Source organism: Gallibacterium trehalosifermentans (genome assembly GCF_042433055.1).
GTDB classification, from domain to species: domain Bacteria; phylum Pseudomonadota; class Gammaproteobacteria; order Enterobacterales; family Pasteurellaceae; genus Gallibacterium; species Gallibacterium trehalosifermentans.
The window spans coordinates 75946-98099 of sequence record NZ_JBHLWB010000003.1 but is presented as its reverse complement, the minus strand read 5'-3'; the positions used below and the strand labels follow the sequence as shown (position 1 = coordinate 98099).

Sequence of the window (22154 nt, the reverse complement as noted above, 5' to 3'; positions counted from 1 at the left end):
AAATAGCAAGTGTGGATTTTCAACAAAATAAAAAATCTTGCTGAATTTTATTGTTTAATTTTAGAAAAATGAATTTTTAAGGTAAAATCATCGGTCATTTTGATATGAAAGTATTATATGCACTTTCTTATGCCATTATTATGAAGGAAAGTATGGATTTACAGGATATTCAAGTATTATCAGCTAATGATATGAAAGCTGTGAATGCGATGATTTCACAACAGTTACAATCTGATATTGCACTTATTAATCAACTAAGTTTCTACATTGTTAACGGTGGTGGGAAACGTATTCGCCCCTTAATAGCTGTTTTAGTTGCTAATGCCTTGCATTATCAAGGAAATAAACATATTACTTGTGCAACTTTTATTGAGTTTATTCATACCGCTACATTGCTTCATGATGATGTCGTTGATGAATCTACGTTACGTCGTGGAAAAGACACCGCCAATGCTATTTTCGGTAATGCGGCAAGCGTATTAGTTGGTGATTTTATCTATACTCGTGCGTTCCAATTAATGTCCCAATTAGGTTCGCTTCCTGTATTACAAGTGATGTCTGATGCAGTAAATGTCATTGCTGAGGGTGAAGTCTTACAACTCATGAATTGTAATGATCCAAATACGACCGAACAGAGCTATATGCAGGTTATCTATAGTAAAACAGCTCGCCTATTTGAGGTTGCTGCAGAGTGTTCTGCGCTATTAGCAGAAGCCTCACCAGAGAAAGTATCTGCAATGAAAATGTATGGTCGTTACCTTGGTACTGCTTTCCAATTAATTGATGATGTTTTGGATTATCGTGCCGATGCTGACCAATTAGGTAAAAATCTCGGTGATGATTTAGAAGAAGGCAAGCCAACACTGCCTTTACTTCATGCAATGCAGCACTCAACCCAAGAAGAAAGCCAACTAATTCGTTCTATTATTGAAAATGGGCATGGTCGTCAATATCTTACCGAGATTCAAACGATTATGGATAAATATGCCTCTTTAACATACACCGTTGAAAAAGCAAAAGTTGAAGCACAAAAGGCGATTGATGCACTCGCAATCATTGAGGATAGTCCGTATAAAGATGCGCTTATTTCCCTTGCAAAAATTTCTGTTGAACGAAGTTATTAAGATGTAAAGTTATGTCAGAGATCCAACTAAATCTTCCTCGAGGAAGAAAAAAGAAAACAGCAAAAGATCCTAATGCACCATTTGTGCGTCCAAAACTCACCTTACCTGATGGACACAATAAATTGTTATTACACTCCTGTTGTGCGCCTTGTTCTGGTGAAGTAATGGAAGCCTTATTAGCCTCAGGAATTGATTTTACTATTTATTTCTATAACCCAAATATTCACCCACAAAAAGAGTATTTAATTCGCAAAGAAGAAAACATTCGTTTTGCGGAGCAGTATAATATTCCATTTATTGATGCTGATTATGATCGAGCTGAATGGTTTGAGCGAGCCAAAGGAATGGAAGATGAACCTGAACGCGGTATCCGTTGTACCATGTGTTTTGATATGCGTTTTGAAAAAGCTGCACAATATGCTCACGAACATGGTTTCCCTGTCTTTACCAGCAGTTTAGGTATCTCTCGCTGGAAAGATATGAATCAAATTAATGGGTGTGGTCATCGTGCTGCGGAAAAATATGATGATGTCGTTTATTGGGACTATAACTGGCGTAAAGGTGGCGGTTCTCAAAGAATGATTGAAATCAGCAAACGAGAAAGGTTCTATCAACAAGAATATTGTGGCTGCGTTTATTCTTTACGCGACACCAATAGATGGCGTGAATCGCAAGGTCGTGCCAAAATCGAAATCGGTAAACTTTATTACTCTGCCGATTAATTCATTTATCTAATTCAATCTTTTATTTAAGGATATAATTTTATGCAACAATTAAAAAACTTTTTCTTAGTAAGTTTATTTACGTTATTTCTTGCTGCCTGTGGCGATAAAACAGTGGAATTAAAAACGGATATAGACGCTATCAATCAGGTTATTAAAACCTCTCTACAATCAGAGCACTTTGTTCAATTAGCTCAACAGCTTGAGGCAGCAAAAACTGGGGAAGATAAAGTAAAAGTGTATGATACCATTATTGACAATACCCAAACTGCCATAAAAGCATTCAATGATTTAAATATGAAAAGTGCAGAAACTAAACTAATCCAAACAAAATATAACGACAGTTTAAAACTCCTTGTTGATTTAATGAAGATGTCGGCGGATTTAGTCAATCACCAACCATCACAAGAAGAAATTCAAACTTATACTAGCTTACAAGAGAAAACATTACAAAGTTTAGCCGATGCAGAAAAAGCATTAGAAGATTTACAAAAGCAAGTGAATGACACTGAACAAAAGAAATAAATTATTTCATTCTCACAAAAATAAATAGATTAAAGGCTGGATTTACCAGCCTTTTTTCTTAAGCAATAAAACTAACTTGCCTTTCTCTTAGCTCTTAATCCTAACAATAATGTCATGGAAAACGTAACCACAAACGAAATCAACATTCCAATACAATAAACCGCAATACTATCTGGTTTGATTGAAATAATACCTGGTAACCCAGCCGCACCTAAGGCTTGTGCTTTTGCATGGAAGAAAGCGATAAATGCACTTGATACGCCAGAACCAATCATCGCAGCGATAAATGGATAACGATACTTTAAGTTCACCCCAAACATGGCTGGTTCAGTAATCCCTAACAACGCACTGATACCTGATGGTAATGCAATACCTTTCACTTTTGCATCTCGAATTAAGAACATTACCCCTAAACAAGCTGCACCTTGTGCGACATTTGACATTGCTGCGATTGGGAAAATAAAGGTACCGCCAGTATGCGCAATATCGGCTAATAATTGGGTTTCAATCGCAATGAAAGTTTGATGCATACCCGTAATCACAATCGGCGCATAGAAAGCCCCAAAGATTGCCCCGCCAACAACCCCTGTCGTGTCATATAACCAAGTCAACCCGTCTCCAATTAAGAAACCTAATTTGTGAGTAATTGGTCCAACAAAAGTAAACGTTAAAATGCCTGTAATAAATAACGCAAGTAACGGAGTTAACAGATTATCTAATACTGATGGAATCACTTTGCGGAAACCATTCTCTAATTTAGCCAGAATCCATGTTGCGGCTAATACTGGTAATACTGAACCTTGATAACCTACTTTTTCAATATGGAAACCTAAAATATCCCAGTATGGAATATTGCCAGATAAACTTGCAGCACTAAATCCCCAACCATTTAATAAATCAGGGTGCACCATTAACATACCTAATGCCGCCCCTAAAAATGGATTGCCCCCAAATTTTCTACTCGCAGAAAAGGCTAACAGAATAGGTAAATAGACAAATGGTGCGTTTGCAAAGGTATTGATCATTGCAGCAAGATCAGAAAGATTTGGATAAGCATCAATTAATGATTGATTATCAATAAATAAACCTTGTGCAGTGAAAACATTTGCTAATCCCATTAGCAAACCACCCGCCACAATAGCTGGGATAATTGGCACAAAAATATCCGCTAAACCTTTTACTAATCGTTGTAAAATATTTTGTTTTTCTGCACCCAAGTTAGCAACATCGCTCTTGGTCATATCGCCCAGCCCTAAAATCTCAGTCATGGCGGCGTGTACTTTATTTACCGTCCCAGAACCGAAAATGACTTGATACTGTCCAGCAACTGAAAATTGTCCTTTAACGCCTTCAATTTGTTCAATCGCCTCTTTAGCAACTTTACTTTCATCTTTTAAGACTAAACGTAATCGTGTGGCACAATGCGCAACGCCACTAATATTTTCTTTACCGCCCAACTTCTCAATGAGCAGATTTGCAATTTTTGGAAAATCCATCGGTTTTTCTCCTAGTAGGTGGTTAAATTATCAATAAGATTAATTATAGCTAAAACGTTTTAGTAAAATCTATCCAGATAAAAAATAAGATCTCAATTTTGTGATCCAGATAACACTTTCAATATAAATTTTACAAATAAATTTGCCGAACTAAAACGGTTTAGCTAGAATTTTCTCATAGATAACCTAAAGAGGATAAAAGTATGAATAAAGTATGGGTTTTAGGTGATGCCGTTGTTGATTTATTACCAGATGGTGAACATCACTATTTACGCTGTCCAGGTGGTGCGCCTGCGAATGTTGCGGTCGCCATTTCTCGTTTATCGGGCGAAAGCGGTTTCATTGGACGAGTGGGTAACGATCCCTTAGGACGTTTCTTACAACAAACATTATCAACAGAAAAAGTTGATACTACTTATATGCACCTCGATCCAGAGCATCGTACATCAACAGTTATTGTGGATCTTGATCATGCTGGTGAAAGAACCTTTACTTTTATGGTCAACCCAAGTGCAGATCAATTTCTCCAACCAACCGATCTGCCAATATTTAAATCAGGAGAATGGTTACATTTCTGTTCCATCGCCCTCATTCATCAACCTTCTCGTACAACCGTGCAACAAGCGGTGGAACAAATTAAGCAAGCAGGCGGTTTTGTCTCATTTGATCCAAACTTACGACCAAGCTTATGGGCTGATCAACAAACTATGCTTGCAGAAGTCAAAAAAATGATTGAATGTGCTGATGTAATTAAATTCTCCGAAGAAGAAATTTGCCTATTGAGCGGTCTTGAAAATCTTGAACAAGCTATTCAGCAAACACGCCAACAGTACCCTGATAAATTAATTCTGGTAACACTTGGTGCAGAAGGGGCGGTTTATTTCTATCAACAAATTAGTGGCAAAATCACAGGTAATAAAGTTAACGTCGTCGATACCACAGGTGCTGGCGATGCGTTTGTAGGTGGTATGTTGCAAGGTTTAGCACAATATAACCAATGGCAAAATGCTCAAGTATTAGAACAAGCCATTATCCAAGCTAACCTCTGCGGTGGTTTAGCCACCACAGCAAAAGGTGCCATGTCAGCCTTACCAAACAAACAGCAATTACAACAACTATTAAACAATTAATTAGAGGAGAGCAAAGATGATTATTTTTAACCAAGGTAAATATCGTAGTCTTCATACTGCACAACCTAATGAATTAACACAACTTGCAGAACAAGTTGCGCAAGATATTCATCATCGTCCAAAATATCATCTTGCTCCGCCAACAGGTTTATTGAATGACCCTAACGGTTTAATTTTTGATGGTGATCATTACCATATTTTTTACCAATGGTTCCCTTTTGGTGCTTTTCATGGCATGAAGCACTGGCGTCATTACCGCACCAAAGATTTTCAACATTTTGAATTAGCTGATTGTTTAATCCCAGATGAACTATTTGAATCCCATGGTTGTTATTCAGGCGGTGCAATTAATTATCAAGACAAAATCGTGGTGTTTTATACTGGGAATACACGTCGAGAAAGCGACAATCAACGCATTCCTTTTCAAAATATTGCCATTTTTGATCGTAACGGCACATTATTAGAAAAACGCCCATTACTCACAGCAGCACCGCAAGGCTACACGGAACACTGCCGTGATCCAAAACCATTTGTTACAGAAAATGGCAAAATTCGCTTTGTGTTAGGCGCACAACGAGACAATCTTTCTGGGACAGCCCTGTTATATGAAATGGATTCACTGCAAGATACGCCACGTTTATTAGGTGAATTAACATTATCTCCTTTTGATAACCAGCAGATTTTTATGTGGGAATGCCCTGATTTAACAAAACTGAGTGGGAAAGATATTTTTATCTGGTCGCCTCAAGGAAAAAAACGGGAAACCAATCAATTCCAAAATAATTATCATGCCACTTATGTAGTCGGACAACTACAAGAGCGGAATTTCAACATTGAAAATTTCGCTGAATTAGATCAAGGTTTTGATTTTTATGCCCCACAAACCTTTTCTGGGCTTAATAACACTGATGAAACCATCATGTATGGCTGGTGTGGGCTGCCTGATTTACAATACCCAACCGATCGCTATCAATGGCATTCAATGCTCACCTTACCTCGTAAACTTTGGTTAGAAGGGACGACAATTTATCAATATCCAATCGAACAAGTTCAAAAAAATATACAACAATGCCAGCAATATACCATTACTGATCAACTAGAATATCCTAATCTCACACAAAGTTATCTGCATCTTGCGGTGAAACAACAGCCATTCTGCTTACGTTTATTTAGCAATGACAAACAACAGCATCTTACATTAAGCTATAAAAACGGTATTTTCTGTTTAGATCGGAGTCAAACTGAGCAAACAGAAAGTATGCGTCAGTTTGGGCAACAACGTTACTGCAAAATTGAACAATTAGACGAAATTGATATTTTTATTGATCATTCCATTATTGAAATCTTCTTCAATCATGGCGAAAAAGCAATGACTTCTCGCTTTTTTATTGAAAATAAGCAGAATGTTATTGTGGTAGAACAACCAATGACAGTAACAATAGGTAGCGTTTTACCAATCCATTTTGACAAGGATACGTTATGAATACCAATAGTAAACGACTGACAATTACGGACATTGCCCAATTAACAGGCGTATCGAAAACTACTGTCAGCATGGTATTAAATGGTCGTGGGAATAATTTCCGCATCAAACCAGAAACCCAAGAAAAAATTCTCGCGATTGCTAAAAAACATCACTATAAAGCGAATAGTGTTGCCCGAGCTTTGCAAGCACAGCGCAGCAATACCATCGGATTAGTCATTCCTGATTTTTCCAATTTAGGGTTTGCTGCGACGACAAAAACATTAGAACGGCTCTGTCGGGATAATGGCTTACAACTCATCATTGCGTGCTCTGATGAAATGCTACAACAGGAAACGATTGCGATTGAACGCTTGCTTGATCGGCAAATTGATCTATTAATTACCACACCAATTCATGCTGATGCGGCTTATTATCGTGGTTTAAACATTAACGTTCCTGTCATTCAACTTGACCGCGCTACTCAAAAAAGCAGCACACCATTCATTATTACCGATGATGAAAGTGCGGTCATTGAGCTAATTGATACTTTATGCCAACGTTATCAACTCTCCGAATTTTACTATATCGGGGGACAAGCCGAATTACGCCCAAGTACCGCACGATTATCTGGTTTTAAGCAAGGTTTACGTAAAGCAAACTTAACATTACAACCTGACTGGGTTATCCAAACCTCTTATTATGCTGAGAGTGCTTATCTGGCGATTGAGCAACTTTATCATAGACTGGGTCGTTTACCACACGCCCTTTTTACAGGATCGTATGCGCTATTAGAGGGGGTGTTACGTTTTCTCAACGATCATCAGTTACTTGATCAACTGACCTCAGGAAAAATGCACCTTTCTACCTTTGATGACTATGAGCTATTGAATTGCTTGCCGTTCAAAATTAATTCCATTCAACAAAACCATCAAAAAATTGCGCAGCAACTGTTTGTGATGCTACAAGCACTACTGAAAGGTGAGACAGTTGAAAATCAAATTATTCCAGCGAAAATTATTTGGCGAAATTAATCGATTAAAAGCCTTTATTGTGAAATAAAGGCTTTAGACTGCTGACAAATCTAATTTCAAAAATAGATCTCGATAAAATAATTAATAGATTCCCTTGTGCCTTGTCCGAATGTAGGAAGGATTTTTAGGCAAAAAACGTCTAATTTTTCTGAGTTTTACGAAGAAAAATATCAGTTTTTTGCCGCCCGAAAAATCTTGACGGAATGAGGGAATAACAAGGCACTAGGGCGTGCTTTTTTTGCTTCGTTTTTTTGCACGAACAAAAAAATGAAGTCGCCCTTTAGGGCGAAACCTAAATTTAGCTAAGAATATTGATATATGACTTTGTCAAAAAACTAAATTTTCATTACACACAATAACATCTTTATCCCATTAACGAATCTGCTGCTCAATAATCCCCCCACCAAGACAAACCTCATCAAGATAAAATACAGCTGATTGTCCTGGTGTTACCGCCATTTGTGGTTCGTCAAAACGCACTTCTATGCTTTCATCATTGATAGGAATAATCTCACAAGCCACATCTTGCTGGCGATAACGCGTTTTCACTGTACAACGTAATCGTTGCGTAATAGGTTGACGATTCACCCAATGTAATTGAGCAGCAATCAAACCGATAGAAAATAATCTTGGGTGATCGTGTCCTTGTGCCACAATCAGTTCATTATGTTCAAGATCTTTATCCACCACATACCACGCTTCATCGCCTGCATTTTTTAAACCACCAATACGCAAGCCTTTGCGTTGTCCTAAAGTGTGATACATCAAGCCATCATGGCGACCAATTACTTCGCCATTTACCGTACGAATATCCCCAGGTTGGGCTGGTAAATAACGTGCTAAAAAGTCTTTAAACTTCCGTTCACCAATGAAGCAAATCCCTGTTGAATCTTTTTTCTTCGCAGTCGCTAATCCTAACTCATCTGCAATTTGACGCACCACAGGCTTTTCTAATTCCCCGACAGGGAATAGACTTTGCCCAACTTGCTTGCTACTTAACGTATATAAAAAATAACTTTGATCTTTGTTACTATCTAAGCCACGTAATAGTTGTGCATTATCATCTTCCCCACAACGGCGCACATAATGCCCTGTGGCAATATAATCAGCGCCTAAATCCTCTGCGGCATATTCTAAAAAGGCTTTAAACTTAATCTCTTTATTACACAAAATATCAGGATTTGGTGTTCTGCCTGCTTTATATTCTTGTAAAAAATGTTCAAAAACATTATCCCAATACTCTGCTGCAAAATTAATTTTATGTAAGTGAATACCAAGACGATCACAAACAGCCTGTGCATCAGCTAAATCAGTTGCCGCAGAACAATATTCTGTATCATCATCTTCTTCCCAATTCTTCATAAATAAGCCTTCAACTTGATAGCCTTGCTGCTGTAGAATATAAGCCGAAACGGAAGAATCGACACCACCAGACATTCCTACAATCACTTTCTTCTGTTGATTTTTGGCAAATTGTTCTGGTGTGATGGTGATTAAACTGGTGAATGTTTTTGAAATTAATGTCATTTTTTATCCTTTATTTTCTCTACCCTTCTGTTTTAGGTGATACTCGGTATAACTGATTAATCAAAATAATGCCGATTATGATACAAACCGCCCCTAAGAAAAATTGACTTGTTGGAACCTCATTTAAAAAGATCCATGCAAGTAACATTGAAAAAATCGGTTCTGATAATCCTGTTACTTGTACATTGGCAGCACTAATACAAGCTAATGCTTTGGTAATGCAATAAAACCCCAATAAGGTTGGCAAAATCGCTAACGCCAGCAAATTCAATACCACACTGATATTCCACTCAATCGGCTGTAAATTTTGTACAAATGGAATGAATAAAAATAGTGCGCCAAACAACATCAACATTTTAGTTAGTGGTAATCCACCTTTTAAATCAAAACGTTTAACTAAGACAGAAAAAATACCATAACCACTGCCTGCTAGTGCTGCATAGAACACTGCTTGCCAACTGCTACTCCCAGCCCACGAAATAATAAAAATACCCGTTATGGCGACAAGTGTACCAATGATTGCCGACAACGTGATTTTTTCCGCTAATAATAGCCAACCACCAATTAATGCCGACACCGCAGCGGCTGCCATTAATACTACAACCACATTTGCTGCTTGTCCGTATTGATAAGCGGTGGTTTCAAAGAAAAATAGCACAAAAATGCCTAAGAAAGCGCAAAAAGCAATTTGTAGTAATAAGGTTGTTACTGAGGTAAATGCTGTTTGAATGTCTTGTAATTGAGTGCGCTGGGTTTGGCGTCCTAATAATAGGCTAATCAAGATAAACGCCCACAACGTTTTAATAAAAGCGATTGCCTCAATCGTCATACCATGTTCAATTAATACCTTACTGAAGATACCAATCGTCCCATTTAGTGCTGCCGCCAGTAAGGCAAGTAGTATTCCTTTAAACATTATATTTCCTTATCGTGATACAAATAATCCATTATGCACTATTCTGTATCTGAAACTTTATTACCTTGTCGATCAATATAGTACCAAGCATCACTTTGACAATAATGATACTCTCCCTTTGAACCCAGTACTTCTTGAATTTGTCCTTTATCAGCCACTTTAGCTCGACCATTTTCAAAGGGAAATGCACAAACAAAACGAGGGGGAATAATGACCTTTTTCTCTTGATCGGCATAGCCAATTCGTCCTTGTTGATCAACAATACGCACCATTCCTTCCACGACATAGTCTTCTCCATTATCAAAATGATAAGGACGATATTGCGCCTGAGTAGTACAACCACTCAATACACAAATAAGAACCGATAATAATATATAAGTTTTCAAGGTGATTTGTTCTTAAGAAAGAGAGGCTTGTCCAACAAGCCTCAACACGATTGCTGTTATAAAATTCGACCCGCTTCTTGTAATTTTGCTTGACGTTCAGCTTCTTTCGCCATTTTAGCTTTACGATTTTCACAAGGTTCTGGGCAATCACAGACTTTCTCTAAGCCTAATGTAGCGATACCACCACAACTACCACTAATTGTTTTACGTTTAATTAAATAGCCAATCGCCATCGCGAACATCACAACCACAAAAAATCCAAAGGTTACTAAAAATAGTTTCATTATTTCTCTCCTTCTTTTTTAGTATCCATTAACTTCGCAAATGCCTGCGACATTTTTACTTCAAACCCCTTATCGGTTTTAATAATTAAATAGATTGCTAAATTTTCTCTTTCTGCCACGGCTAATGCTTTTTCAGGTCCTAATACAAATAACCCTGTTGCGTAACCATCTGCAATCATACAACTCGGATCGATAACAGTAATAGAAGCAAGGTTATGCTGTAATGGATACCCTGTATTTGGATCGATTTCATGCGAAAAACGCTTTCCATTTTCCTCAAAGTAATTACGATAATCCCCTGAGGTCGCCATTGAAAGATTGCTCAAACCAACAATTTGCTCCACCGCTCGCGAACCATCAAACTCTGGCTTCTCTATCGCAATTTGCCATGGTTGCCCTTTTTCATTGACACCTTTAGTATGAATCTCACCACCAATTTCGACCAAATAATTTGTTACCCCAATACTATCTAAGTAACTTGCTACTTTATCAACACCAAATCCTTTCGCAATCGAAGAAAGATCAACATACAGTTCAGGAATCTTTTTAATCAATGCAGGCTTACCCTCTGACTCAGTAGCTGCTAACTTATCAATACCTGTCCAAACTTTACGTGCAGCAATTTCTTCTGCAGATGGTTCTTTATCTGTTCGTTTTTCTGGACCAAAACCCCATAAATTAACTAATGGACCCACTGTTACATCTAACGCACCCTCTGTTTTTTGATGAAGATCTATAGCCGCTTTCACTACAGTCATGAAATCAGCAGAAACCACAAATGGCTTATCAACTTCTTGACTTTGATTAAACAGACTTAATTCAGAATCTTTTTGGTACGTGGACATCTGATGATTAACTTCTTTTAATAATTCATCAATTTTTTGATGTGCCATATCAGGTTCAGTAGCAATACCATTATCGAGATATTTGATATGGTAAGTTGTCCCCATGGTTTTACCAGAGAGAGTAATAATCTGAGCCTGTTTACCACAAGCGGTAAGAAAAAAGGCTAGTCCTACAAGGACCAGCCAATAAGTTAGTTTTTTCAATAACATAATTAATAAATATTTAATTTATCAACCACCGAAATCATCTAATAAGATGTTTTCGTCTTCTACACCAAGATCCTTCAGCATCTTAATAACCGCTGCATTCATCACTGGCGGTCCACACATATAGTATTCACAATCTTCTGGTGCTTCATGATTTTTCAAGTAGTTTTCATAAAGTACATTGTGAATAAAGCCTGTATACCCGTCCCAGTTATCTTCTGGCAATGGATCAGATAATGCTACGTGCCAAACGAAGTTATCATTCTCACGTTGTAACATATCAAAATCTTCAACATAGAACATTTCGCGTTTTGAACGTGCACCATACCAGAATGACATTTTACGCTTAGATTTCAAACGTTTTAACTGATCGAAAATATGCGAACGCATTGGTGCCATACCTGCACCACCACCGATAAATACCATTTCTGCATCAGTATCTTTAGCAAAGAATTCACCAAATGGACCAGAAATCGTTACCTTATCACCTGCTTTTAATGACCAAATATAAGATGACATTTGACCTGGTGGTACGTCAGGGTTTCTTGGTGGAGGCGTTGCAATACGCACGTTCAACATAATAATCCCTTTTTCTTCAGGATAAGATGCCATTGAATACGCACGCACGATTGGTTCATCAACTTTAGACACATAACGGAATAAATTGAATTTTTTCCAATCATCTTGATACTCTTCTGGAATATCAAAATCACTATATTTTACAGTATGTGGATCTGCTTCAATTTGGATATAACCACCCGCACGGAAAGGCACTTCTTCTCCTTCAGGAATGGCTAATTTTAATTCTTTAATAAAGGTTGCTTTGTTATCATTTGAGATAACAGTACATTGCCATTTTTTCACGCCAAAAATTTCTTCTGGTAATTCAATATCCATACTGCTTTTAACGTTAACTTGGCATGATAAGCGATAACCTTCCGCCGCTTCTCTCTTATTGATGTGTGATAATTCTGTCGGAAGAATATCACCACCACCGCTTTTTACTTTCACTCGGCACTGACCACATGAGCCACCACCACCACAAGCAGATGAAACGAAAATTCCCTGACTTGCTAATGCACCGAGTAATTTTCCACCTGCTGGTAAAGTAATGGCTTTTTCAGGGTCGTTATTAATACTGATAGTAATATCACCAGAGTTTACTAGCTTTGATTTAGCAAACAGGATCAATACCGCCAATACTAAAATAATGACGGTAAACATCGCTATTCCTAATGTAATTTCCATTCTTTATCCCCTTTTACAACTGGATTCCTGAGAAAGACATAAAACCAAGTGCCATTAAACCAACAGAAATAAAAGTAATACCTAATCCTTTTAATCCTTTTGGTACATCGGAATATTTCATCTTCTCAGTAATACCCGCTAATGCAACAATAGCCAACAGCCAGCCTGTACCAGCACCAACACCATAAACAACAGATTCAGCAAGGTTATATTCACGTTGAACCATGAATGATACACCACCGAAAATTGCACAGTTTACAGTAATTAATGGCAGGAATATCCCTAATGCGTTATATAACGCTGGGAAAAACTTATCTAATACCATTTCAAGAATTTGAACTAGCGCTGCAATAACACCAATAAAGACGATAAAACGTAAGAAACTTAAATTTACGCCATCAACTAATGCACCATCTTTTAAAATATGGGTATAAACGATTTGATTCGCTGGGACAGCAATACCTAATACCACGATAACGGCAATCCCTAAACCAAAAGCTGTTGAAACTTTCTTGGAAACCGCAAGGAATGTACACATTCCAAGGAAGAAAGAAAGTGCCATATTTTCGATAAAAATGGACTTAACAAATAGACTTAAATAATGTTCCATTGATTATTTCTCCGCCTGTTCAGGTTTCCAAGTTCTCAAACCCCAAATTAAGAAACCGATAATAAAAAATGCACTCGGCGCTAAAAGGAATAAACCATTTGCTTGATACCAACCACCATCTTGGATAGTTTGTAATACAGTAATACCAAACACTTTACCTGATCCAATTAATTCCCGTAAAAATGCAACAATAATTAAGATAGATCCATAGCCAATACCGTTACCTAAGCCATCAACAAAGCTTGCTACTGGAGGTTCTTTCATAGCAAACGCTTCAGCGCGCCCCATCACAATACAGTTAGTAATAATTAACCCAACAAATACAGATAATTGCTTAGATAACTCATAGGCAAACGCTTGTAGCACTTGATCCACTAGTGTTACTAATGATGCAATAATCGCCATTTGCACAATGATACGGATACTATTAGGAATATAGTTACGGATACAAGAAATAAAGAAACTTGAAAATGCAGTAACTAAACTCACTGCAATCGCCATCACTACGGCAGTTTCTAATTTTGTTGTTACCGCTAACGCCGAACAAATACCTAAAATTTGTAACGCAATAGGGTTGTTATTTACAACTGGCGATAACAATAAATCTTTCATTTTCACATTAGCCATTAGTTAGCCTCCGCTCTAATTTTATCCAAATATGGACCAAAACCATTATGACCAAACCAGTAATCAAAAGACCCTTGTACCCCTTTCGTGGTTAACGTTGCGCCAGATAACCCATCGATACCGTGATCTTTATCTGCCGAAGCGCCTTTACCGATTTTTATCGCCACTTGCTCTTGGGCATCAAATAGTTTTTTGCCGACAAAATATTTCTGCCAATTTGGATTCGCAATCTCACCACCTAAACCAGCGGTTTCACCTTGCTCATAATAAGTAATCCCTTTAATAGTATTTGCGTCTGGAGCCACAGAAACGAAACCATACATCACAGACCATAACCCAGTACCATAAATTGGTAATACAATTTGTGAAACATTACCTTGAGCATCTTTTACTAAATACACTTCTGCATATTTAGCGCGAACTTTGATACCTGCTTTATCATCATCTGTATTAATCACTACACTTTGTGCAGGATCTTTTACAGCGACACGAGCATCAAAATTAGTAATATTACTTACATAATCCCCTGTTGCTAGCTCAACAACTTTCGGCTCAATATTTTGCGCATAAAGTGCTTTAATCTCAGCATCTTTTGCTTTTAGTGGTAATAAACCCGCTACACTCAAAATATTTTTTTGTTTATCTAATAATTTTTGTTCATTTTGTATCGACTTTAAGCCAACTGCCGCACTTGCCACAATAATAGAACAAACTAAGCTAACCAAAACAACAACAAGGATTGTTCCGCCAACACTATCTTTCTTAAACATTACGTGCTCTCCTACGTTTGATATTCGCTTGAACAACAATGTAATCGAACAATGGTGCAAACAAGTTAGCGAATAAAATAGCCAACATCATACCTTCTGGATAAGCTGGATTTACTACACGAATCAATACACACATTACCCCGATTAATGCACCATACCACCATTTACCTTTATTAGTGAAAGAGGCTGAAACTGGATCAGTTGCCATAAAGAACATTCCCAATGCAAAACCACCTAACACTAAATGCCAATACCAAGGCATTGAGAACATTGGGTTTGTTGTAGAACCGATAAGATTGAATAATGTAGCTGTTGCAATCATACCAATCATCACACCAGCAATAATACGCCATGATGCAATACGTGCAAAAACAATAACCGCTGCCCCAATTAATAGTGCTAAGGTTGATACCTCACCAATAGAACCTGGGATATTACCTAAAAACGCATCTAGCCATTGTACTGGTTGACCAGTTGTAATGTGTTTTAACGCTGCTTCGCCACCATTTGCCCATTGAGAAAGTGCTGTTGCACCAGAAAAACCATCAGCTGCAACCCAAACTGCATCACCTGAGATTTGCGCTGGATAAGCAAAGAATAAAAACGCACGCCCTGCTAACGCTGGGTTCATAAAGTTTTTACCCACACCACCAAACACTTCTTTTGCGACCACGACCCCAAAAGTTGTCGCTAATGCGGCTTGCCATAACGGTAAAGTCGGCGGAACAATTAGCGCTAATAAAATAGAGGTTACAAAGAAGCCTTCATTGATTTCATGTTTACGGATAGTCGCAAATAAAACTTCCCAGAAACCACCAACAGCAAATACAGTTAGGTAGATTGGTAGAAAGAAAATTGCCCCTAATACCATTTTTGCCAAAACACCTGCATCTGGTGCAACTACACCAAGTGCATTTGCTAAAGCAAAATGCCAATCATTGTTGACATTTTGTGCAAGGTTTTGTGCAAAATCACCTACACTTAACGCCATAATTGATTGATTACCTACATTAAACATTCCATAGAACATTGCTGGGAATAATGCCAACCACACTAATACCATCATACGTTTAGAATCTAACGCATCACGGATATGAGAAGCCTTCCCCGTTACCGTACCTGGAGTATATAAGAATGTCGCCGTTGCTTCATATAAGGCATACCACTTCTCATATTTACCACCTGGTAAAAATGCAGGTTCCATTTTCTCTAAAAGATGTTTTAAACCCATTTTTAACCTTCCTTCTCGATCTTATCTAAAGCTGCACGCAGCATTGGACCGTATTCATTTTTCCCTGGACACACAAAAGTACAGAGTGCTAAATCTTCTTCATCTAATTCTAAACACCCTAATAATTGTGCACTATCTGTATCTCCTACACTTAAATCACGCAGTAATAATGTTGGGATAATGTCTAATGGCATAACACGCTCATAATTACCGATTGGCACCATTGCACGATGTCCACCATTTACAGCAGAAGTGAAGTTAAAAAGTTTCTTGCCAAAATGTCCTAATACAGTACGGGTAATAGAGAATTTATTCGCGCCTGGTGTAATCCAGCCTAAAAATTCTTTCTCACGCCCTTCAGCAATCACAGAAACTTGTTGATGGTAACGACCTAAGTAGGCTACTGGACCTTGTGCGATACTGCCATTTAAAACAGAACCTGAAATCACACGATTTTCCCCTGCTGCGAGTTCTCCAGCAGTAAGCTCATTTAGATTTGCGCCTAAACAAGTACGAACTAAACGAGGATTATTCACTTGTGGACCAGCTAAAGATACGACACGTTCGACAGCTAATTCACCTGTCGTAAATAATTTACCAATCGCAATCACATCTTGATAGTTGATATACCAAACCACTTTACTAATTGAGACTGGATCTAAGAAATGAATATGCGTACCACTTAAACCCGCAGGGTGTGGACCAGCAAATTCCTCAACCTGTACATTTGACACATTGATAGTTGGTACAGTTGCACCAGCTGCCTTACACACAAATAATTTTCCATCATGTAAGCGACTCAATACCGTTAGACCATATTGAAATGCTTCGGCATTTTCCTTAATGATCACCACTGGATCAGCGGCTAATGGGTTAGTATCCATCGCATTGACGAAAATAGAACTTGGTTTGCTATCTACTGCAGGAATCTTACTAAATGGACGAGTGCGGAAAGCTGTCCATAAACCAGAGTCAATTAAGTTTTGTTTGACTTGCTCAGCAGTAAGTGTTGCTAATTGATCTACACTATACTTTGCAAAAGTAACTTGTTCGTTACCTTCTAGCTTAATCACAACAGATTGTAAAACACGCTTAGCACCACGATTAATCGCAGTTACTGTTCCTGAGGCTGGAGCAGTAAAAATCACACCAGGGTTCTTTTTATCTTCAAAAAGTACCTGACCTTTCTTTACTATATCCCCCTCACGCACCTTCATCGAAGGACGCATACCAACATATTCTTCGCCAAGTACGGCAACTTCAGAGATGGCAGCTCCATCGTGGATTACTTGCGCTGGCTTCCCAGCAATAGGAAGATCCAAGCCTTTTTTAATTGTAATCATATCGTTTGCACTACTTTTTGTTGGGTTAAACATAACAATCACTGCAATATTCATCGCAATGATCTCTCGTTTGAGTAGTTTTCAGCGAAGCATTGATCTTATTGATAATTTTGCCAGAGCCCCACAATTTCTCTTTGAAAAACAAAGTGATAATCTCTCGCATTCGCTAAGGCAACAACAACACTGTCCACTTAAATTTAAAACTCAAATCTGTACCAATCCTTGTTCAGATTAGAAAGATTCATCAAAACACTAAATTCAATAATTAATAACAATAATTTCAAGAGGCGAACAAGGATATTCAAAGCGGTTTATTCTAACCAACCTCCCCATCTAATTCTAGTCAATGACTCGCATTTTTAAAAAAAATGTGAAAAATTTGATATTTTTCAAAAAAACAAGGGCTAATTTTTCTCAATAAATCAACGAAATACTACTTTAGAAGTATATTACTTGCCATGCCCCATACAATTTGGAGAAGCGGGAACCTGCTGCAAATTCTGCCACTCCTCTGGTGTATAAAGATGTAACGCTAACGCATGGATCCCCGTCGCTAATTGTTCAGCCAATAATTGATAAATTAAACGATGACGAGCTACGGCACGCATGCCAATAAAGCGTTCCGCTGCTAAAATAATTTTAAAATGAGATTCAGCCCCTTTACCTGAGCTGTGCAGATGACTTTCATTAATAATTTCTAGATGAATAGGTGAAAACTCTTGTTGAAGTAAAAGGGTAATTTGTTGTTGTTTATTCATAATATCTTTTGACTAATTAACTAATTTATATAAATATTCGCTATTTTATACATTGTATAAATGTATTCAATGTCATGAACCTTATCAACGGATAAATAGGAACGCTCATTATGTATAAAACACTAAAACGTCTTGCTTTCGCCAGTATTCTCCTCATCAATTTCGTCCTTGTCGGTTGCCAAACACCGCCAAATACGATCACATTTATTCCACCTGCAGCTGTTGGTCCATTCAACACACAAAACCAAATGAGCAGTGTGCATGTAAGCTCTCGTGATTTACGTGCTAATCAAGCGGTTTCACAATACACCAATAATGGTCAATTATTCCCTGTTTATGCACAACCTACTGTTGCAGAATTATTCCAACAATCATTACAACAAGACTTAAATAGTAAAGGTTTCCGCATATTGCCAAATAATGCTCCGACCAATGTTACTGTAAATATCAAACAATTTTATGCCAACGTTAGCCAAGGGAATGTGCGTTATAAAATTGATGCCACTGTCCAACTTTCGATTCAAGTACAAAGTGCGAAAGGTGAATATAGTAAAAACATAGAAACGCGTCGTTCACAAGAGGGAGCATTCACCGCAAAAACCAAAGAGATTCAAAAAGTATTAGCACAAGCCTTTGAAGATGCCATTAAAGAGATCCATCAGGATAAAGAGGTATCAAACGCAATTAATCAATTATCGCACTAAGAAAAATTCCCTCGTCCAGCTATCCTGAGACGAGGGAATCTCAAATCAATGTAATTTCATCACACTTAACGCAAACTTTTCACTAACGCTACCGCTTCTGCTGTTAGCTGTTCTACTCTCGCCCAATCTCCAGCGGCAACGGCGTCATTAGGAATCATCCAAGAACCACCTATCGTTTTCACACAATCCACTGCAAGATAACTCGCCACATTTTTTGGTGATACGCCTCCCGTTGGGCAGAAACTTAACTGTGGTAATGCTGCCGAAATCGCTTTTAATGCCGCTGCGCCACCATTAATTTCTGCTGGAAAAAATTTAAGGTGATTATAGTCTAGCTCTAACGCCTGCATCATTTCTGATGGAGTAGCTGTTCCTGGAATTAAGGCAACATCGCTTGCGGCTGCATGCTTTAACAATGCTGGTGTTGCCCCAGGAGAAATAATAAATTTTGCTCCCGCAGCAACCGCTTGATCATATTGTTCCGTAGAGAGAATTGTCCCTGCGCCGACTAATGCATCTGGGCATTCTTTACTTAATAATTTAATCGCCTCCAATGCAACTGAACTGCGTAATGTAATTTCAAATACATTAATCCCACCAGCCTGTAACGCTTTTGCCATTGGCAACGCATCTTCTAATTTTTTAATCACCATAACTGGCACGACAGGCGATGCACTAAATACAGCTTGCGGTTGTAAAATCCACTTCATCATGTTTCCCTTTCCTTACATAAAATTAAACACAAACGGCTATAAAAGTAGCACAACCCAATAAAATTGAATATCACAAATCTTACTTTTTTAAATTTACATCAAAAATTAATACGATTTATTCTTCTCACTTTCTCCCTCATTTCCTCAATTTCTATTGATTAATTTTTTATTTTATCTAAAAAATTAATTATCAAACCATCATTGAAATTGAGAATTACTTTCATTATACTTCGTGCATTTTTGCATAATATCTTATTATCTAGGAATTAACTATATGAAAAATAAATCAATTCCAATTTATTTGTTACTCTTTTCTACCTCTTCACTTGCTTCAGAAAGCACAATTACTCCAGAACAGGCGACACTTGATGAAGTTGTCGTCATCACAGAATTAGAAAAATTCAAAGCAACAAATAAACTCAAATCCGATGTCAATCTTAGTCTGTTAGGTAAACAGCAAGCATTTACCTCTCCTATTACTGTTGTCAATTACGAGGAAACGGCAATTACGGATCAATCTCCCCGCAATCTTGTCGATGCGGTGGCAAAAATTGACCCCTCAGCCATGAATTTTGGCGGAGAAACAAATACGCTATCAGGCATTTATGTTCGCAACTTACAACTAGATGCTCGCCAATTCAGCGTGAATGGTTTAGCAGGCTTATATTCTACGTACAATTCCCCTATGGCTGCGGTCAGTTCGGCACAATTAATCAAAGGGGCGTCCACCGCGACCACTGGCATGGATCCAGAGGGATCATCTGGCGCTTCTTTAAATATTGAAACCAAACGCGCCACAGATAAAGATATTAATAAAATTGGTTTTGCTTGGTACAGTAATAATCGCTTACAAGAATCTTTTGATGTAGGTCGGCGCTTTGGGTTAAATAAAGAATGGGGCATACGTATTAATGGTTTATATCGTGATGGAAATACCGCCAGAACCCATTATGATGAGCGCAATAAAGAATTTGCCATCAGTACTGACTATCGTGGCGAGCGTTTTCGTATTGGCTTTGATTATATGTTCAGTAAACGCGCTACTCATGGTGGTCGTGGACGCGTGCAAGATATTCAAAACCTCACCTATCAACTACCATCTCCACCAAACGGTAAGGTAAATCTAAGCCCATATTGGTCAGGACAAACAACGGAAGATGAAACCATTCTGACAACGTTTGAATATGATCTCACAACAAATTTGATGTTATCGGGTGGTATCGGACAAATGTACTCCCAATATTACGGTGCTTTTGGGCAGATACTCGCCACCGATCTCAAAGAAAACGGCGATTATAAAATTCGCCAAATGCGTGCAATAGATTATCGTACACGTACCACCAGTATGAATTTAAAATTACAAGGTGAGTATCTCACTGACACGATCAGCCATAACTGGAATCTTGCCTTTGATAACGTCAGCCGTCGTCGTAACTTTAAACAAAGTGAAACATTAGCAACGTTTTCTGCAGGCAATATCTATCAACCAACATTTAGTCTCAATAATCCTACTTTCCCTGAGCTTGTCCCAGCTAGTACAAATATAAAATTACACTCTTATAGTCTTGCCTTTGCCGACACGCTAGGTTTATTTGACAATCAACTTCGCCTCACACTTGGCGGGCGTTATCAATGGATCAAACAAATTAATTATTATAAAGATGGGTTAAAAGCAGATAAAAGTACCCTTAGCCCGCTACTCACGATTGCTTGGGTACCCAATGCAGATTTAATGGTATATGGTAATTATCTAGAAGATTTAGAACCTGGTAGCGTTGATGATGATGGGCATATGGCATCGCCTATTATCAGCCGTCAATATGAAGTAGGTATGCGCAAAAACTGGGGCGAAAACATTACCACAACCCTCAGTGCTTATCAAATTAGTCGTCCAGGCACCATTACCCCAAAAGCGGCAAGTAAATATTCACGTATTGCAGGCGAACAACAAGGTACAGAGCGTAATCGAGGTATTGAGTTCAACATCTATACTAACGTATTCAATAATACACTACGCACAAATTTTGGTATCACCTATAACCAAGCTAAGCTTATCAATTATGCAAGTTATGCAGGGGAAATCATTAACAGTACCCAAGTCGCTAGCCCACGTATCATCGCGAAAGCAGCGATTGAGTGGGATCCTACTTTTATCCCAAACTTAACGCTAAACTCAGCCTTACAATATTACGGCAAGTCTTATCAAGATTACGCCAAAAAATATGAATTTCCTGCTTATAGCACGGTGGACATCGGGGCGAAATATGTTTGGCAAATCAAATCTACTGAAAATCTGACATTCCGTATCGGAGTGGAAAACCTATTCAATAAACATTATTGGCAAGTACAACGAGGTCGATATGATCGTAGTTTTGCCGTAATAGGTATGCCTCGTACTTATTGGGCAAAAATAGAATACACGTTCTAATATTTCACTAGGCTTTCTCATTTTCCAGCGCACCATCTCGCAAGAGAAAGCCTATTTACAAAAA

General features: G+C 38.0%; 22 protein-coding genes. 8 read left to right on the top strand and 14 right to left on the bottom strand.

The window, feature by feature from the left end; translation table 11 throughout:
- Positions 1 to 152 precede the first annotated feature (152 nt).
- Genes ispB through ACFFHK_RS03765 form a run of 3 tightly spaced genes read left to right on the top strand, consistent with a single transcriptional unit; the run spans position 153 to position 2371 of the window.
- Positions 153 to 1124: an octaprenyl diphosphate synthase gene (gene ispB, locus ACFFHK_RS03775; protein ID WP_382369945.1), complete on the top strand. Its 972-nt coding sequence runs from the start codon at positions 153 to 155 to the stop codon at positions 1122 to 1124.
- A gap of 11 nt (positions 1125 to 1135) precedes the next feature.
- Positions 1136 to 1846 (top strand): epoxyqueuosine reductase QueH, encoded by a 711-nt coding sequence (locus ACFFHK_RS03770; protein ID WP_382369592.1) that lies wholly within the window; start codon positions 1136 to 1138, stop codon positions 1844 to 1846.
- 42 nt (positions 1847 to 1888) lie between these two features.
- Positions 1889 to 2371 carry a PM1805 family lipoprotein gene (locus ACFFHK_RS03765; RefSeq protein WP_382369589.1) on the top strand — a complete coding sequence of 161 codons (483 nt, stop codon included), beginning with the start codon at positions 1889 to 1891 and terminating at the stop codon, positions 2369 to 2371.
- A 71-nt stretch (positions 2372 to 2442) separates the two neighbouring features.
- Here the strand turns inward: ACFFHK_RS03765 and ACFFHK_RS03760 are convergent, their stop codons facing one another.
- The gene (locus ACFFHK_RS03760; RefSeq protein WP_382369586.1) at positions 2443 to 3867 is read right to left on the bottom strand and encodes a sucrose-specific PTS transporter subunit IIBC; all 1425 of its coding nucleotides are present in this window, start codon (positions 3865 to 3867) and stop codon (positions 2443 to 2445) included.
- A gap of 203 nt (positions 3868 to 4070) precedes the next feature.
- Here ACFFHK_RS03760 and cscK point away from each other — a divergent pair, with 203 nt between their 5' ends.
- From cscK to ACFFHK_RS03745, 3 genes are read left to right on the top strand one after another with little or no spacing between them, the layout of a single operon-like run.
- On the top strand, positions 4071 to 4997 hold the full coding sequence (gene cscK, locus ACFFHK_RS03755) for a fructokinase (protein WP_382369583.1): 927 nt from the start codon (positions 4071 to 4073) through the stop codon (positions 4995 to 4997).
- A 16-nt stretch (positions 4998 to 5013) separates the two neighbouring features.
- Positions 5014 to 6480 (top strand): glycoside hydrolase family 32 protein, encoded by a 1467-nt coding sequence (locus tag ACFFHK_RS03750; protein WP_382369580.1) that lies wholly within the window; start codon positions 5014 to 5016, stop codon positions 6478 to 6480.
- Complete coding sequence (locus tag ACFFHK_RS03745) at positions 6477 to 7493, top strand: LacI family DNA-binding transcriptional regulator (RefSeq protein WP_382369577.1); 1017 nt, start codon at positions 6477 to 6479, stop codon at positions 7491 to 7493. The genes ACFFHK_RS03750 and ACFFHK_RS03745 overlap by 4 nt, the downstream gene beginning before the upstream one ends.
- A 372-nt stretch (positions 7494 to 7865) precedes the next feature.
- On the opposite strand, the gene mnmA is transcribed toward ACFFHK_RS03745, so the two are convergent.
- The 12 genes from mnmA to ACFFHK_RS03685 all read right to left on the bottom strand — a co-directional run bounded on the left by mnmA (position 7866) and on the right by ACFFHK_RS03685 (position 18245).
- Positions 7866 to 9020 (bottom strand): tRNA 2-thiouridine(34) synthase MnmA, encoded by a 1155-nt coding sequence (gene mnmA / locus ACFFHK_RS03740; protein WP_382369574.1) that lies wholly within the window; start codon positions 9018 to 9020, stop codon positions 7866 to 7868.
- A 19-nt stretch (positions 9021 to 9039) separates the two neighbouring features.
- The gene (locus ACFFHK_RS03735; protein WP_382369571.1) at positions 9040 to 9936 is read right to left on the bottom strand and encodes a DMT family transporter; all 897 of its coding nucleotides are present in this window, start codon (positions 9934 to 9936) and stop codon (positions 9040 to 9042) included.
- A 38-nt stretch (positions 9937 to 9974) separates the two neighbouring features.
- Positions 9975 to 10322, bottom strand: coding sequence for a WG repeat-containing protein (locus ACFFHK_RS03730; RefSeq protein ID WP_382369568.1), 348 nt, complete (start codon positions 10320 to 10322; stop codon positions 9975 to 9977).
- A 56-nt stretch (positions 10323 to 10378) separates the two neighbouring features.
- Positions 10379 to 10606, bottom strand: coding sequence for a (Na+)-NQR maturation NqrM (gene nqrM, locus ACFFHK_RS03725; RefSeq protein WP_382369565.1), 228 nt, complete (start codon positions 10604 to 10606; stop codon positions 10379 to 10381).
- Entirely contained in the window at positions 10606 to 11655 is a 1050-nt protein-coding gene (locus tag ACFFHK_RS03720; RefSeq protein WP_382369943.1) for an FAD:protein FMN transferase, read from the bottom strand. The genes nqrM and ACFFHK_RS03720 overlap by 1 nt, the downstream gene beginning before the upstream one ends.
- Positions 11656 to 11682: 27 nt before the next feature.
- Positions 11683 to 12906, bottom strand: a complete 1224-nt coding sequence (nqrF, locus tag ACFFHK_RS03715; RefSeq protein WP_382369562.1) for an NADH:ubiquinone reductase (Na(+)-transporting) subunit F — start codon at positions 12904 to 12906, stop codon at positions 11683 to 11685.
- Between the two features lie 13 nt (positions 12907 to 12919).
- The gene (gene nqrE / locus ACFFHK_RS03710) at positions 12920 to 13516 is read right to left on the bottom strand and encodes an NADH:ubiquinone reductase (Na(+)-transporting) subunit E (RefSeq protein ID WP_382369559.1); all 597 of its coding nucleotides are present in this window, start codon (positions 13514 to 13516) and stop codon (positions 12920 to 12922) included.
- A gap of 3 nt (positions 13517 to 13519) precedes the next feature.
- Entirely contained in the window at positions 13520 to 14143 is a 624-nt protein-coding gene (locus ACFFHK_RS03705; protein ID WP_382369555.1) for an NADH:ubiquinone reductase (Na(+)-transporting) subunit D, read from the bottom strand.
- Complete coding sequence (locus tag ACFFHK_RS03700) at positions 14143 to 14913, bottom strand: Na(+)-translocating NADH-quinone reductase subunit C (RefSeq protein ID WP_382369552.1); 771 nt, start codon at positions 14911 to 14913, stop codon at positions 14143 to 14145. Before ACFFHK_RS03700 ends, ACFFHK_RS03705 begins: the two co-directional genes overlap by 1 nt.
- On the bottom strand, positions 14906 to 16144 hold the full coding sequence (locus tag ACFFHK_RS03695) for an NADH:ubiquinone reductase (Na(+)-transporting) subunit B (RefSeq protein WP_382369549.1): 1239 nt from the start codon (positions 16142 to 16144) through the stop codon (positions 14906 to 14908). The genes ACFFHK_RS03700 and ACFFHK_RS03695 overlap by 8 nt, the downstream gene beginning before the upstream one ends.
- Positions 16145 to 16146: 2 nt before the next feature.
- Positions 16147 to 17487, bottom strand: a complete 1341-nt coding sequence (locus ACFFHK_RS03690; protein WP_382369941.1) for a Na(+)-translocating NADH-quinone reductase subunit A — start codon at positions 17485 to 17487, stop codon at positions 16147 to 16149.
- Positions 17488 to 17936: 449 nt separating this feature from the next.
- The gene (locus tag ACFFHK_RS03685) at positions 17937 to 18245 is read right to left on the bottom strand and encodes a BolA/IbaG family iron-sulfur metabolism protein (protein WP_382369546.1); all 309 of its coding nucleotides are present in this window, start codon (positions 18243 to 18245) and stop codon (positions 17937 to 17939) included.
- A 110-nt stretch (positions 18246 to 18355) separates the two neighbouring features.
- On the opposite strand from ACFFHK_RS03685, the gene ACFFHK_RS03680 reads away from it, so the two are divergent.
- Entirely contained in the window at positions 18356 to 18949 is a 594-nt protein-coding gene (locus tag ACFFHK_RS03680; RefSeq protein ID WP_382369543.1) for a YajG family lipoprotein, read from the top strand.
- Positions 18950 to 19014: 65 nt separating this feature from the next.
- Here the strand turns inward: ACFFHK_RS03680 and ACFFHK_RS03675 are convergent, their stop codons facing one another.
- On the bottom strand, positions 19015 to 19662 hold the full coding sequence (locus ACFFHK_RS03675; RefSeq protein ID WP_382369540.1) for a bifunctional 4-hydroxy-2-oxoglutarate aldolase/2-dehydro-3-deoxy-phosphogluconate aldolase: 648 nt from the start codon (positions 19660 to 19662) through the stop codon (positions 19015 to 19017).
- A 274-nt stretch (positions 19663 to 19936) separates the two neighbouring features.
- On the opposite strand from ACFFHK_RS03675, the gene ACFFHK_RS03670 reads away from it, so the two are divergent.
- Positions 19937 to 22090: a TonB-dependent siderophore receptor gene (locus ACFFHK_RS03670; protein ID WP_382369538.1), complete on the top strand. Its 2154-nt coding sequence runs from the start codon at positions 19937 to 19939 to the stop codon at positions 22088 to 22090.
- The last annotated feature ends 64 nt before the right edge of the window (positions 22091 to 22154 follow it).